The organism is Ramlibacter sp. (assembly GCF_036383835.1).
GTDB lineage: Bacteria > Pseudomonadota > Gammaproteobacteria > Burkholderiales > Burkholderiaceae_C > Ramlibacter.
Genome location: NZ_DASVNN010000115.1, coordinates 1 through 14197, shown reverse-complemented (window position 1 = coordinate 14197; position 14197 = coordinate 1). Strand labels below are relative to the sequence as shown.

Genomic DNA, 14197 nt, shown 5'->3' with positions numbered 1-14197 from the left:
TCGCGGCGGTGGCGCGCACCATGGCCACCATCACGGGGCGCAACATCGTGGTGGATCCGCGGGTCAAGGGCACCATCACCCTGTCGACCGACCGGCCCGTGCCGCCCGCCGCGGCCTTCAACCAGTTCGTGGCGACGCTGCGGCTGTCGGGCTTCGCGGTGGTGGATGCCGGCGGGTTGCTGAAGGTGGTGCCCGAGGCGGAGGCGAAGCTGCAGGGCGGCGCGGTCTCGGTGGACGGCCGGATCTCCGGCAGCCAGATCGCCACGCAGATCTTCCGGCTCAATTTCGAGAACGCGGCCAACCTGGTGCCGATCCTGCGGCCGCTGATCAGCCCCAACAACACGATCAACGTGAACCCCGGCAACAACTCGCTGGTGATCACGGACTATGCGGACAACCTGCAGCGGCTGGCCCGCATCATCGCCGCGCTCGACGTGCCGAACGCGACCGACGTGGAGGTGATCAACCTGCAGCATGCGCTGGCCGTGGACCTCGCGCCCATCGTGCAGCGGCTGGCCGAGGCTTCGGGCGGGCCCGGCGCGCCAGCGGCCGGCCAGGGGCAGATCGACCCGGGGTCGCGCACCAGCGTGATCGCGGAGGGACGCAGCAACTCCCTGATCGTGCGCGCGGCCAATCCGGCGCGGCTGAACCTGGTGCGCGCCATCGTGCAGCGGCTCGACACGCCCGGCGTCGCCGGCAACGGCGGCAACATCCACGTGGTCTACCTGCGCAACGCCGAGGCGACCAAGCTGGCCGTGGTGCTGCGCGCGGCGCTGGCGAGCACGTCGCCCACGGGCGCGCCGGGCACGCTCGGCTCGGTCGCGACGACGGGCGTGGCCGGCGGGGTGATCCCGCAGCCGGTCACGGCCAGCGGCCTGAGCGGCGCCGGCACGGGCACCGGCACCAGCGCGGCCAACGCGCCGATCACGCCTTCGGCGCAGCCGTCCACGGGCGGGCAGATCCAGGCGGATCCCGCCACCAACTCACTGATCATCACCGCGCCGGAGCCGCAGTACCGGCAGCTGCGCGCGGTCATCGACCAGCTCGATGGCCGCCGCGCGCAGGTGCTGGTGGAAAGCCTGATCGTCGAAGTCAACGCCGACAAGGCGGCCGAATTCGGCATCCAGTGGCAGAACATCCTGGGCACCCGCAACAGCAGCGTCATCGGCTTCCTCGGCACGAACTTCCGCAACTCCGGCACCAACATCATCGACCTCGCGCTGAGCGCCGGGACGGCCGCCGGCGGCACGGGCACGACCACGACGACCTTGCCGGCGACCGGCTTCAATGCCGCCGCGGCACGCAACATCGACGGCACCTTCGTGCTGGGCCTGCTCGCGCGTTTCATCGAAAGCCGCGGCGACGGCAACGTGCTGTCCACGCCCAACCTGCTGACGCTCGACAACGAGGAAGCCAAGATCGTCATCGGCCAGAACGTGCCCTTCGTCACCGGCCAGTTCACCAACACGGGCGCCACCAGCAACACCGTCAATCCGTTCCAGACCATCGAGCGCCGCGACGTCGGCCTGACGCTGCGCGTGAAGCCGCAGATCAACGAGAACGGCACGGTGCGCCTGACGATCTACCAGGAAGTCTCCAGCGTCGACCCCGCCACGCGCAACGCCACCAACGGCCCCACCACCAACAAGCGCACGATCGAATCGAACGTGCTGGTGGACGACGGCGGCGTGATCGTGCTGGGCGGCCTGCTGCAGGACGAATACTCCGGCAGCCAGGAGAAGGTGCCGATCGTGGGCGACATTCCCGTGTTCGGCAACCTGTTCAAGAGCGAGACCCGCAGCCGCAAGAAGTCCAACCTGATGGTGTTCCTGCGTCCGGTGGTGATCCGCGATGCGGCGCAAAGCGATGCGCTGTCGATCGACCGCTACGACCTGATGCGCACCAAGCAGCAGAACGCGCAGCCCACGCAAAGCAGCATCGTGCCGGTCAACGAGGCGCCGATCGCGCCGGAGATCCGCACCGTGCCGCCGCCGCTGGACACCTGGAGGCCGCTGACGCCGCCGCCGGCGACGACCGCGCCCAGCGTGCGCTGAGGCCGGCATGCGCTATCCCCTGCCCTACGCCTTCGCGCGCAGCCAGCAGCTGCTGCTGGAGGACGACGGCGAACAGCTGGTGCTCTGGCACGCCGGCGCGCCGGCCGCGGGCTGGAGCGAGGTGCTGCGCAAGTTTCCGGTGCGCAACCTGCAGAAGCTCGACGCCCCGGCGCTCGCGCAGCGCATCACGGCCGCCTATGCGCAGGGCGAGTCGAGCGCCGCCACCATCGTGAGCGAGGTGCAGCACGACGCGGACCTGTCGCGCATCATGCAGGAGCTGCCCGCGGTGGAGGACCTGCTGGAGGCGAGCGACGACGCGCCCATCATCCGCATGCTCAACGCGCTGCTCACGCAGGCCGCGCGCGACGGCGCCAGCGACATCCACATCGAGCCCTACGAGCGGCATTCCAGCGTGCGCTTCCGCGTCGACGGCACGCTGCGCGAGGTGGTGCAGCCGAACCGCGCGCTGCATGCGGCCCTGATCTCGCGCCTGAAGATCATGGCGGAACTGGACATCGCCGAGAAGCGGCTGCCGCAGGACGGCCGCATCTCGCTGCGCATCGGCACGCGCGCGGTGGACGTGCGCGTCTCGACGCTGCCCAGCGCGCATGGCGAGCGCGCGGTGCTGCGCCTGCTGGACAAGAGCGAAAGCCGCATCAGCCTGGAGTCGGTGGGCATGACCGGCGAGACGCTGCGCCGGCTGGAGTCGCTGATCGGGCAGCCGCACGGCATCATCCTCGTCACCGGCCCGACCGGCTCCGGCAAGACGACCACGCTGTACGCGGCGCTGAGCCGGCTCGATGCTTCCACCAGCAACATCATGACGGTGGAGGATCCGATCGAGTACGAGTTGCCCGGCATCGGGCAGACGCAGGTCAACGCGAAGATCGACCTCGACTTCGCCAAGGCGCTGCGCGCGATCCTGCGGCAGGACCCCGACGTGATCATGATCGGCGAGATCCGCGACTACGAAACCGCGCAGATCGCGATCCAGGCCTCACTGACCGGCCACCTGGTGCTCGCCACGCTGCACACCAACGACGCCGCCAGCGCAGTGACGCGACTGACCGACATGGGCGTCGAGCCTTTCCTCCTCAGCTCCTCGCTGCTCGGCGTGCTGGCGCAGCGCCTGGTGCGCAAGCTGTGCGCGCACTGCCAGGTGGACGGCGTGGCGCGCGGCTGCGACTCTTGCGGCTACACCGGCTACCTGGGACGCACCGGCATCTTCGAGCTGATGGCGGCGGACGACAGGATCCGCGGCCTGATCCACAACCGGGCGGCCGAGTCGCAGGTTCGCGAAGCCGCGCTCGCGGCCGGCATGCGGCTGATGCGCGACGACGGCGAACGCCTGGTGCGCGAACGCGTCACTTCACGCGAGGAAGTGCTGCGCGTCACGCGCGACTGAGACAGCCTCAGCGAGCGCGCTCCGGCGGGCTCTTCGGGCCCGGCTCCTTGACCGGATACTGCGGCCCGCGCTCCTTCTCGATCGGCGGCACGGTCGGTTGCGGCTGCTGTTGCTGTTGCTGTTGCTGTTGCGCCCGGGGCTTGTCGCTTGCCCCCGGATCGTCGGCGAGTGGACGGAACCTGGCCTTGAACATCACCATGGCGCGTTCCTCAATCCGGCTGCTGCACGAAATCCGTCTCGCCGCCCACGCCGGGCTGCGGCTTCTCGTCGGTGGTGCGCTGGGGCACCAGTTCGCGCGGATCCTCGTCGGCCTTGGGCTTGGGTTGCGGGATCGTGCCGCGCTCGGGCTGGGGATGCGCCAGCCCGTGGTCGATGGGAGTGCGATCTTCAGGCATGAGGGGACTCCTTGGGTCTCATGCCATGGTGCGGCGGGCGCGCGGCGCGGCACCTAGGAGTCGTGCGCGGCGGTGGCTAGTCTCCTCCCGCGCCGCGCTGTCGGTGGCTGACTACACCGCAGCCGAGCCGTCGTTCACAGCCCCAGCACCCGGAAGTACTTCCTGCCGCAACCGGGACAGTAGTAGCGTGCGGCCGTGGGAATCCACCGCTGCCACCACTTGGGGCGGATCCGGTCCGCGATGATCCCGCACTTGCTGCAACGCACGGTTGTCTCCGCTCTTTGCAGGCAAAGTCTAGCGAAGCACGGGGCTGCGGGACGCTGAAGCTCAGCGCCGTGAGTGCAATCCATCACGAACGGCGCTGGAATGAGCGGATGAGTCGGCTGTTCTGCAGCCCCCAGTCGATCTTGACCTTGAGATCATCGGACCTGTTTTCGTCCTGAGACGGCGAGAGGCTTCCGCCGTTACTCCCTGAGGCGCAGGTTGAGTTGATCGACCAGTTCGGCCCAGTCCGCGTCTTCGTCGATCTCGTCGCGCAGGAAACTCGACTGCGACGGAGTCCAGAACGGAGCGTCCGCGAGCCGGACGCCGGCAGCCAGCGGCCGGTGCCTGGAGATGAACCCTTCGATCTCCCCATGCGAGTCGGGCAAGCCAAGCTGGCCGAAAAGGTCCTTGAGCGTGTGATTCGAGGATTCCATGTGACTTGGGCTCCCATTGCATGACTCAGAGCTTGTAGCCGATCTGGGTGAATCCACCGGCCATGAAGATGATGAAGGAATGTCCGCAGCCTCGTTTCCTTCGAGCGGAACACGCTCGCGCCCATTCTGAAGAACTTGCAGATGCCCAGGCCGAGTGCCTCCTCGCCCGTCAGGGTCTCCCGGTTGAAGTTGCCGAAGCGCTTTGCTCAAATTCCGAAGCGAACGCCTTTGCGCCGCGTCGGAAGGCATCATGAGCGAACCGGACTTCACGTCGTTGCAGCAGCGCATGCTCGCCGAGATCGCCGCCAAGACGGTTTTCGCGACCACGTCCTTGGGCAAGGCAGCGCTGGATTCGAGGGTCATGAAGGCCCTGGCCACCGTGCCGCGCCACGCTTTCGTGCCGATCGAACTGCGGCCCTGCGCCTACCTCGATACACCCTTGCCGATCGGCTTCGGCAAGACGGTCTCGCAACCCTTCATCGTCGCCGTGATGACCGACCTGCTCGGCGTGCAGCCGACCGACACGGTGCTCGAGATCGGTACCGGACTGGGCTACCAATCGGCCATCCTGGCGGAGCTCGCGCACCGCGTTTTTACCGTCGAGATCATCGAGGAACTGGCCGAGCAGGCCGCGCATCGGCTGGCCGACCAAGGGCACGCCAACGTCGAGATCAGGATCGGAAACGGGTGCCATGGCTGGCCCGAACATGCGCCGTTCGACAAGATCATCGTGACAGCGGCTCCCGAGCTGATTCCGCCGGCACTCATCTACCAGTTGAAGGCAGGCGGCACGATGGTGATCCCTGCCGGGTTGGCTGATGGACAGCAACTCATCCAGCTCAAGAAGGACGCGCAGGGTTCGGTCACCACCAGGGAAATCTTCCAGGTGCTTTTCTCGACACTCGAGGACGTCGACTCGCCGTGAATCGGCGGCTGCGGATCGCTTTCTGGTCGCCGATCAGGACCGGGCGGCCGCCGCGGCTTGCGTGTCGTAAATGCCCCAGAAGCGCGCGACCCGACCGCCGCGAATGGTGAAGACATGGACCCAATCGGTATCGAAGACGTTCCCGTCGGGAAGGGCCCGTGTTCGTTCCCAGCCGAGCACGGTCACGTTTTCGCCCCCGACGAGGAACTCGCGCGGTTCGAACGCTTGGATCTCGTCGGCCTGCGCGACACTCGCGAACCACTTCTCCACGGCGTTCCTCCCGCGGAAATTGCCGGTGTAAGGCAAGCCCTTGGCGCCGCGGAAAGTCCAGTCGATGTCTTCGGACACGAGATCCAGGATGGCCGGGATGTTGCCGGCCCCGAACGCGGCGTACGCGGCCCGAACCACTTCCAGCGGGGAAGAAATCGTGTCCATGGCCTGCCTCCTTCCAGAACGGGCGACGGATCCGTCGCCGCCCTGCACACTGCACTTTGATCCGGATTGCAATGTAGATGCACGGCGCCCAGAAGCAAGAAGCCCCTGATCCATTACAGATCAGGGGCTTGGCGTTCCGGTGGCCTGGGGCGGAATCGAACCACCGACACGCGGATTTTCGATTCAAAGCACTCATTGGCCTGATTGTGGTGAGCCCATTATTGCTAAGGCTTTTTGTGCGTCGGAGCACGGCAAACCGAACTTCACCGAACCGTTGCCGAACTTGGAACCGAACGGACCTTCCGTGGCACTCTTCCGTTCTGGCTAATGCAGGGGGTGGCATGCAGGTCTCACATTTTGTTCGGCAACGCCTTGCGTTTGTGCGACAACTCTTCGGCACAGCCTCCCGACCGTACGTAGACCGCATGGCAGCAATTGAGTCAGGCGCAACTCGGTTTGACACACCGCATCCCGATCCGGAATCAGCAGAACCACCTTTTTTGGAAGAGTGGCTGGAGGCACAGCAGTCCTTTCAAGTTTTGGGCCAATCCTGCCTGGCCATCGTGGCAGCCACGCTACATTTGTGCCTTGAGTATCTGGACGCCCTGTATGTCCGTGGCCGCGCGGCGACATCCCCGTCGGGCAACTGGTTGAAGGGATATGAAAAGATATTCCTACAGCAGTGCAACGTGTCTATGGCGTCTGGACCTGCCGATCTCGCGCTCCTGGAAGAGGTGGTGCTAGCTCGAAACAGCACACAACACATTGATAGCATCACCTATATCGCGGCCCCGTATCGCTCGTCTGACTTGGCGCGATATCCAAAGCCAACCTTTATTTCTGAGTCGGAACGAGAGTTGCTGGCCCGACTGCCGTCAAGTGAGTCCGCGCTTTTGCTGCCGACCATTGAGGTAAGTGCCGAAGCTCTTGAGACTGTGCTGCTCCAGGTAGAGAACTTTTCAGACTGGCTTGAACAACAACTCGCGTTGTCCGCATGCAGGCGGCGCTAAGACTGCGAGTTATTGCTTGCCCAGAATCGCCTGGATCACGAGCGCAATTTCTTGAGGGGTGGTCAGGAACCACTCCGCTCCGGGTGCGTCCGATTTGCGTTTGCCTCGAGCCTTCAGGGTGTACTGGACTGCCTTCTCCAAATTGTCCACTTCAGGATGTTGGAACTGACCAAGGATCTCAGGCTTTTCCGGCATGGGAGTCACCTGCTGCATGATTCGACTCTCCGGATCTGCTCCCTTTCCAATCTTGATGGGGAAAGGGCCGGCCGCTCGCTTGTACGCAGGAAAGGTGTACCAGTACACCGACGGCGAGACGGCCCCCTGCTCCTCTTCTTGCTCCTCCTCCAATTCGATGGCTGCGTCGTCTTCCGTAGCGGCAAGTCCAACTACAACAACGTCGTCAATTTTGGTGGCGGCGAAGACTTCGGGGTGAGCCTTGACCTCCATGCCCATGCGAATTCTCAGCTTCTTACGCGCCTCGCTCTCCACGCCGTCATTCAACCCAAGCATGTGTGAGTGGAACTCTGGGTAATCCTGCCAGAGTGCGTCCGTCAGCTTCCGGTATGTAAGTTGCTCACCCCGATTCTTGAGAACCGCCACCATCCTCTGCCGTAGACTCGTGGCTTCCGCTTCCATTACGCGCCCTCGCAAAAGCCCCGACTTTAATGGGTTGGACCATCTGTTGGGCTCTTACGGCACGGCGAATGTCGCGGCGTTCGACGCCTTCTGCACCGCCTTCATGGACAAGTGGGCACAGCGCCGGCTGGTCCGATCGTCGGCGTGACCAAGGAGCTTCTGCACATCGGACAGGCTCCGACCGGCAGAAGCGATCGGACTGGCAAACGTGTGGCGCAGATCATAAATGCGCACATTTGCCGAAATCCCCGCCTTCTTTCGGATCCTGTACGACTGACGGGCAATCGTCTTGAAGGACTTACCACCGCTTGGAGACGGGACAAGAGCGCGCGAACTTCTCCTGCGATTCAAGCTGCTGGATGACCCACAGAGCACTCGTATTCAGCGGCTGGGGCTTTGCTTATTTGACTTCGAATTACTCGCGGGAATGCGCCAGATGCCGTTCGCGAGAACCACCTGCGCCCACTCTGCGCAAAGCGTTTCATCGAGGCGAGCGCCCGTGGCCAGAAGGAGCATCAGGATCAGACTGACCGTTCAGTTCCTTTCCGTCTTCAGCACCTCCACGAGCGTCGCTTTCTCATGGCTGCTAAGACGCATCAAGCCGCTTCGCTAGCTCTTGGCGTACACGGCTCGAAGCGCCGCGCCCAGCCTCGTCCCTGCATCTGTTGCGTACCAGAATAGGTGCATCGAGCCCTTGAGGGATTTTTGATATTTGAGTTCGACAAGTCCAAGCGCCTGGAACTGCATCTTGAGCGTGCCCCAATCGTCCACAGTCACTTTCGCTTCGTAAGGCTCAGAACCCTTCTGGTCGCAATAGAGACGCTCAGCGACAACGATATTCACCCTCTCATCGTTCGGAAGTTCGAGCAAATGTGGTGCGATGATGCCGAACAGGTATCGCCAGGTCACATCGGCGGCGAGCGTTGTAGGTGCCGCGTCCCACTTCCACTTGTATCGCACGGTTACCCTAACGGAGTCGTCGATCCCGGCGAGCCGTCTCCCCGAATGGAGTGAAACAGGGGCGGGCCGGGACGCAAGCTCCTCGTGGAGAGCGTCTCGTTCGGCCTGTACTTTAGCAAGCTCGTCAAGCAAGGGCTGAACCTCGGGAACCGCATCGGACCGGACCCATCCCGTAAGGTTTGGCCGCTCTTCTATGTCGCGCAGAGACGTGACAATCCCGAGTTTCAGCTGGTCGACGTTCTCGAATTGGCTAGAAATCCGGCTGAGAACCTTTTCGCGAAACTTCGCGTGCGCCGCGCGAGCTTCGTCCGACTCTTCAGCATCGGCAGCTTGAAACCGATCCTTGTACGAGTCGTGCGACATCACTAGTGCGAAACTGGGCTTACCCAGCTCCGTAGCGTAGTCATATTCAAACTCTGTATAGCTGATTCCGCGCTTTTGCTCGATCGACCCGTAACGCGCTCCGAGAATCAGCATGTAAACGTCCGAGTCCCTGATCCAGCGTTTGATCACTTCGAGCTGCGCCTCGTCTCCCGCTGTAAATAGCTCCATTCCCGCAGGGATGTGGCTGGCAAGGAGGATGCCCGAGACAGCGGCTTGGCGCTCCTCTTTCAGGTCGCGGAACGTGGAGGAGACGAATATCTGCAGCTTCTTCACGGTTGAGAAGATTGTAGAAGGACGTCAACAAATGTTGAAACGCCCCAGAACCCGAATCGGGCGCTGGGGCGCATGAAGACTGGTGGCCTGGGGCGGAATCGAACCACCGACACGCGGATTTTCAATCCGCTGCTCTACCAACTGAGCTACCGGGCCGTGAGAGGGGAGATTATAGCAGCGTGCCGAAGCCCTCTTCGGGGATGCGGCGCGAGATCTGGAGCGCCCCCACCCCACCCCTCCCCCGGAGGGGGAGGGAGGAAGACGGGATCAGGCCGCGGAGGTGCTGCTGTTCCGCTTGCCGCGCGAGAGGTCGACGCCCAGCTGCTTCAGCTTGCGATACAGGTGCGTGCGCTCGAGGCCGGTTTTCTCCGCCACGCGCGTCATCGAGCCGCCTTCCTTGGCGAGGTGGAACTCGAAGTAGCACTTCTCGAATTCGTCGCGCGCATCGCGCAGCGGCTTGTCCAGCTCGAACATCTGCCGCGCCTGCGGGCCCATCTCCACCGCCGCGGGGATCGTCTGGCCGCCGGTCATCGCCGCTTCCACGGTGAGTTCCTGCACCGCCATCGGCGCCACGCCCATCATCCCGGGCTTGCGCACCGGCAGCGCCGCAGCGGCTGCAGCGCCTCCCGAGTTGCGCGCCAGGCCCGCTTCCACCGCCTTGAGCAGCTTCTGCATCGTGATCGGCTTCTCCAGGAAGGAGTGCGCGCCGATCTTCGTGGCTTCCACCGCCGTCTCGATCGTGGCGTGGCCGCTCATCATGATCACCGGCATCGTGAGCAGGCCCGTCGTGGACCACTCCTTCAGCAGGGTGACGCCGTCGGTATCGGGCATCCAGATATCCAGCAGCACGAGGTCGGGCCTCGTTCGCTGGCGGGCCGCCCGTGCCTGCGCGGCGTTTTCCGCGAGTTCGACGGTGTGTCCTTCGTCATTGAGGATCTCGGAGAGGAGGTCCCGGATGCCGAGCTCGTCGTCCACCACCAATATGTTTGCCATTCGTCCCTTGCTCAGGCGTTGCTAACTCGCAACTCCAAATGATAACGACACTTGCGCCCCCAGGATGACATTGCCGTCCGTTCTATTCTTCAGATCGATGCGGGCGCCATGCTCATCCGCGATTTTTTTCACGACGGCGAGTCCGAGTCCGGTCCCCTTGATTTTCGTCGTGACGTAAGGCTCGAAGGCGCGCTTCAGGATGTGATCCGGGAAACCGCTGCCGTTGTCCTGCACGATCAGGCGCACCCGCCGCGACGCCTCGTTGAATTGCGTACGCACCACGACGTCCCGCTCGGCCCGGCCCTCGGTCGCGTCCTGCGCGTTCTGCAGCAGGTTGTGGATCACCTGCCGCAGCTGCTGCGCGTCGCCCAGGATGCGCGGGGCGGCCGGGTCGAGGTCGACCCGCACCGGCACCTGCGCGGCGCCGCCGGTGGGATCGCCCTCCCGGACGTAGAGGTGCAGGACGTCGTTCACCAGGCCGTTCAGGTCCACCGGTTTGAGCTCCGCCGCCGGCAACCGAGCGTAGTCGCGGAACTCGTTGACCAGCCGCTTCATCCCCTCGACCTGGTCGACGATGGTGTGCACGGACTTGGCCAGCACGGCCTGCTCCGGGTCCTGCAGCTTGCCGGCGAGCTTGCGTTCCAGGCGCTCGGCGGACAGCTGGATCGGCGTCAGCGGGTTCTTGATCTCGTGCGCGAGCCGGCGCGCCACCTCGCCCCAGGCCTGGATCCGCTGCGCCGAGACGATCTCGGAGATGTCGTCCAGTACCAGCAGGCGGTAGTCGTTGGGCATCGCGGCGCCGCGGGCGACCAGGGTGACGATGTTGGCCGCGTCGGACTCGTGCGCCGTGTTCAGTTCGAAAGGCTGCTGCCAGTGGTCGACGATCTGCGTCTCGGTCAGGAATTCGTCGAAGCGCTGCTGCACCGCCTGGCCGAAGGCCTCCAGGCCGGGCACTTCCTGCAGTTGCGCGCCCTGGTATTCCTCCAGCGCCCAGCGCAGCATGCGCGAGGCGCCGGGGTTCGAGGCCTGGATGCGGCCCTCGCGATCGAGCACGATGACGCCGGCGGTGAGGTTGTCCAGGATGGTCTGCAGGTTGGCGCGCGCGGCGCTGACGGCGTCCATGCTGCGTTCGACCGCCGTGCGCGCGTCGGCCAGCTGCCGCGTCATGTCGGCGAAAGCGCGCGTCAGGCCGCCGAGTTCGTCCTTGCCCTGCAGCGCCGGCTTGGGCGAGAGGTCGCCGGCGGCGACTTCGCTGACGCCGGCGGCCAGCAGCAGCAGCGGGCGCGCCAGCTGGTTGCCCAGGATGATCGCCAGCAGCACCGCGCCGAAGACCGCCAGGAACAGGCTCAGGGTCAGCGTGCCGATGTACATCCGGCGCAGTCCCTCGCGGCCCAGCGCGCGCTCCTGGTACTCGCGGTTCGCCTCCTGCACCGCGATCGCGTTGGCGACCAGCGCCGGCGGGATCGTCACGGTCGCCTGCAGGTAGCGCGTCTCGCCGAGCAGGTCCACGCGCGGCTGCGGCACGACGACGATCGCCTTGATGCGCGCGGTGGCCGTGGCGACCACGCCGGGGTCGTCCAGGCCTTCGACCATGGTGAACGCGCGCTGGGTGCGGGCGGTGCGCAGCTGCTGCGGCGTGGGCCGCTCCGGATGCAGCTGGAAGCGCGACTGGCCGGTGCTCGCGATCATCTGTCCGTTGCCGGTCCACAGCACGACGTCGATGGCGTCCAGCTGTTCGCGGACGCGCTCCAGCACCAGGCCGCCGGAGGCTTCGCCGGAGTCCGCCAGCTGGTTCGCCGCCGACCGGGTCTTGTTCGCCAGGTCCGAGGCGAGCGTGTCGAGCGTCGTCCGCCCGAGGTTCAGGCCGGCGTCCAGCGCGCCTTCCACCTTGACGTCGAACCAGCTCTCGATGGAGCGCGAGACGAACTGGTAGGACACGGTGTAGATCAGGACGCCCGGCACCAGCCCCACCAGGGCGAAGATCGCCGCCAGCTTCACCAGCAGCCGGCTGCCGAACTTGCCGCGCCGCAGGCGCGAGGCGAGCCGCACGAACACCCAGAGGATGACGGCCAGCAGCATGCCGGCCACCACCATGTTCAGCGCGAACAGGCGGCCGTAGTTGCGCTCGTACAGCTCGCGGTTGTTGGTGGCCTGCGTGAGCAGGAACATCAGCACGATGCCGATGCCGATGGCCACCGCGACGCCGACGATGATCGCCCAGCGCCAGGCGCGCGAGCCCTGCACCAGCTTGCGCGGCGGTCCTTCGGGCGGGCGGGGCAGGTTCACCGCGGCGGATCCAGTTGCAGGCGCTGGCTGCGCACCGCGAGGATGTTCCAGTCGCTCTGGCCCACCGCGCCGATCTGGAAGGGCCGCGGCAGCTGCGAAACGTCGAGCCGGAAGCGGAAGTCGATGTAGTGCGGAGACTCGGTGTCGATTTCCGTCGCGTCGGCGATGCGCCAGCGCGAGACCCGTTGCACCGCCGCGAGCGCCTCCTCACGGGTGTCGAAGGCCTGGCCGAGGACCAGCCCCGACTGGCCGATCGGCGCGGACGAGACCTGCAGCCGCCAGCGCCGGGTGAGCGGCTGGTAGGCCAGGCGCATGTGGCGCGCGCTCGAGGCGACACGCTTGTCGTACCAGTACCAGCGGTCCCGGTAGATCGAAGCTTCGGCCACGAAGTACATGGGGATGCCCTTGGCCAGCGCGTCGTCGACGGCGTGCGGCAGCTCGAAGCGCACCGTGGCGCTCAGGAGGACGCCTTCCTCCGTGCGTTCCACCTGCATCTGGGCCACTTCGGCCGGCGTGGATTCCGAGCGGGCCGCCGGCGCCGCCCAGAACAGCACCAGCATCACCAGCAGGCAGGACCAGACGCTCCGCTCAAGAATCCTGGCGGGCCGGTGCATCCAGTGCACTCTTTTGCAGCACCGCATAGAAGAAGCCGTCGTGGTCACTGGGTCGATTGTCCGGGACGGCTCCCCCCTCGCCTTCGCCCACCGGCATCAAGTGCCCCGGTCCGGGCTGCAAAACAGCTTCACTGTTGTTTGCAAGAAACGCCTCGACCTGGAGCGCCCCCTCTTCGCGGAAGACGGAGCAGGTACAGTACACGAGACGACCCCCAGGTTTCAACAGGGGCCACAAGGCAGTGAGCAGACGCTTCTGTTGCGCGGCAAGCTGCGCGATGTCGGATTCGCGCCGCAACCATCTCACATCGGGATGGCGCCGCACGATCCCCGAGGCGGTACACGGCGCATCGAGCAGGATGGCGTCGAACGGCTGGCCGTCCCACCAGGCGCCGGTGTCGGCGGCATCGGCGGCACGGACCTCGGCCTGCAGGCCGAGCCGCCGCAGGTTCTGGTGGATGCGCTCGCAGCGCACCGGGTCGACATCGAGCGCCAGCAGCCGCGCCTTCGGCGCCAGCTCGCCCATATGGGCGGTCTTGCCTCCGGGCGCGGCGCAGGCGTCGAGGATGCCGGCGGTGGGCGGCAGGCCGGGGATCATCAGCTCGGCGGCGAGCTGGGCGCCGGCGTCCTGCACCGACCAGAGCCCTTCGCCGAAGCCGGGGATCGCATCGACGGGGCGCGGCTTGTCCAGGATCAGTCCGTGGCGGCCCACCGGCCGCGAGACGATGTGGGCGGCCGCCAGCAGGTCCTGCAGCGGCCCGCGCGAGATGCGGTGCGTGTTGACGCGCAGCGTCATGGGCGCCTGCGAGTTGTTGACGGCAAGGATCGCTTCCCAGGTTTCGGGATGGTCGCGGCGCAGCCGCGCGATCCACCAGCGCGGATGGTTCCAGCGGGCGACCGGATCGGCGTCGGTCGCGGCGACCAGCGACTCGCGCTCGCGCAGGAAGCGGCGCAGGCAGGCGTTGACGAAGTTGGCCTGCGCGCGGGTGGCGGCATCGCGCTTGGCGGCCTCGACCGCCTGGTCGACCAGCGTGAAAGGCGAGTAAGGCGCGTCCTCCTCGCGCCAGGCCAGCGCCAGCGCGGTGCACAGCAGCGCGTCGGCTTCCGGCGGCGGCGGGCGCTTGGCCAGTTG

General features: G+C 65.8%; 16 protein-coding genes and 1 tRNA gene. 4 read left to right on the top strand and 13 right to left on the bottom strand.

What is annotated here, in order from left to right; all coding sequences use genetic code 11:
• Positions 1-2054 (top strand): type II secretion system secretin GspD (gene gspD / locus VF522_RS18135; protein ID WP_330909705.1); only part of this gene is annotated, 2054 nt, incomplete at its 5' end.
• A gap of 7 nt (positions 2055-2061) precedes the next feature.
• Positions 2062-3459 (top strand): GspE/PulE family protein, encoded by a 1398-nt coding sequence (locus VF522_RS18130; RefSeq protein WP_330909704.1) that lies wholly within the window; start codon positions 2062-2064, stop codon positions 3457-3459.
• A gap of 7 nt (positions 3460-3466) precedes the next feature.
• Here VF522_RS18130 and VF522_RS18125 read toward each other — a convergent pair whose 3' ends face one another.
• The 4 genes from VF522_RS18125 to VF522_RS18110 all read right to left on the bottom strand — a co-directional run bounded on the left by VF522_RS18125 (position 3467) and on the right by VF522_RS18110 (position 4552).
• Positions 3467-3658, bottom strand: coding sequence for a hypothetical protein (locus tag VF522_RS18125; RefSeq protein WP_330909703.1), 192 nt, complete (start codon positions 3656-3658; stop codon positions 3467-3469).
• 10 nt (positions 3659-3668) lie between these two features.
• Positions 3669-3854 carry a hypothetical protein gene (locus tag VF522_RS18120; RefSeq protein WP_330909702.1) on the bottom strand — a complete coding sequence of 62 codons (186 nt, stop codon included), beginning with the start codon at positions 3852-3854 and terminating at the stop codon, positions 3669-3671.
• Positions 3855-3988: 134 nt separating this feature from the next.
• Positions 3989-4120 carry a hypothetical protein gene (locus VF522_RS18115; protein ID WP_330909701.1) on the bottom strand — a complete coding sequence of 44 codons (132 nt, stop codon included), beginning with the start codon at positions 4118-4120 and terminating at the stop codon, positions 3989-3991.
• Between the two features lie 198 nt (positions 4121-4318).
• The gene (locus VF522_RS18110; protein WP_330909700.1) at positions 4319-4552 is read right to left on the bottom strand and encodes a DUF2789 domain-containing protein; all 234 of its coding nucleotides are present in this window, start codon (positions 4550-4552) and stop codon (positions 4319-4321) included.
• 250 nt (positions 4553-4802) lie between these two features.
• Here VF522_RS18110 and VF522_RS18105 point away from each other — a divergent pair, with 250 nt between their 5' ends.
• Positions 4803-5477: a protein-L-isoaspartate(D-aspartate) O-methyltransferase gene (locus tag VF522_RS18105; protein WP_330909699.1), complete on the top strand. Its 675-nt coding sequence runs from the start codon at positions 4803-4805 to the stop codon at positions 5475-5477.
• Positions 5478-5510: 33 nt separating this feature from the next.
• Here the strand turns inward: VF522_RS18105 and VF522_RS18100 are convergent, their stop codons facing one another.
• The gene (locus VF522_RS18100) at positions 5511-5912 is read right to left on the bottom strand and encodes a nuclear transport factor 2 family protein (RefSeq protein WP_330909698.1); all 402 of its coding nucleotides are present in this window, start codon (positions 5910-5912) and stop codon (positions 5511-5513) included.
• Positions 5913-6337: 425 nt separating this feature from the next.
• Between VF522_RS18100 and VF522_RS18095 the strand changes: the two genes are divergently transcribed.
• Positions 6338-6922: a hypothetical protein gene (locus tag VF522_RS18095; RefSeq protein ID WP_330909697.1), complete on the top strand. Its 585-nt coding sequence runs from the start codon at positions 6338-6340 to the stop codon at positions 6920-6922.
• 9 nt (positions 6923-6931) lie between these two features.
• Here the strand turns inward: VF522_RS18095 and VF522_RS18090 are convergent, their stop codons facing one another.
• The 8 genes from VF522_RS18090 to rsmB form a co-directional block, all read right to left on the bottom strand.
• Positions 6932-7525 (bottom strand): GIY-YIG nuclease family protein, encoded by a 594-nt coding sequence (locus VF522_RS18090; RefSeq protein ID WP_330909696.1) that lies wholly within the window; start codon positions 7523-7525, stop codon positions 6932-6934.
• A gap of 87 nt (positions 7526-7612) precedes the next feature.
• Complete coding sequence (locus VF522_RS24555) at positions 7613-7933, bottom strand: tyrosine-type recombinase/integrase (protein ID WP_414709558.1); 321 nt, start codon at positions 7931-7933, stop codon at positions 7613-7615.
• 234 nt (positions 7934-8167) lie between these two features.
• Positions 8168-9175: a DUF4062 domain-containing protein gene (locus VF522_RS18085; protein WP_330909695.1), complete on the bottom strand. Its 1008-nt coding sequence runs from the start codon at positions 9173-9175 to the stop codon at positions 8168-8170.
• A gap of 80 nt (positions 9176-9255) precedes the next feature.
• Positions 9256-9331 (bottom strand) — tRNA-Phe (locus VF522_RS18080).
• A gap of 111 nt (positions 9332-9442) precedes the next feature.
• Positions 9443-10168 (bottom strand): response regulator, encoded by a 726-nt coding sequence (locus tag VF522_RS18075; protein WP_330909694.1) that lies wholly within the window; start codon positions 10166-10168, stop codon positions 9443-9445.
• Between the two features lie 21 nt (positions 10169-10189).
• A complete protein-coding gene (locus VF522_RS18070) occupies positions 10190-12454 on the bottom strand; it encodes a sensor histidine kinase (RefSeq protein WP_330909693.1) in 2265 nt (754 codons plus the stop codon).
• Positions 12451-13068 (bottom strand): DUF4390 domain-containing protein, encoded by a 618-nt coding sequence (locus VF522_RS18065; protein ID WP_330909692.1) that lies wholly within the window; start codon positions 13066-13068, stop codon positions 12451-12453. Before VF522_RS18065 ends, VF522_RS18070 begins: the two co-directional genes overlap by 4 nt.
• Positions 13043-14197: 16S rRNA (cytosine(967)-C(5))-methyltransferase RsmB (gene rsmB, locus VF522_RS18060; RefSeq protein WP_330909691.1), on the bottom strand; the 1155-nt coding region annotated here is incomplete at its 5' end. The genes VF522_RS18065 and rsmB, both read right to left, overlap by 26 nt.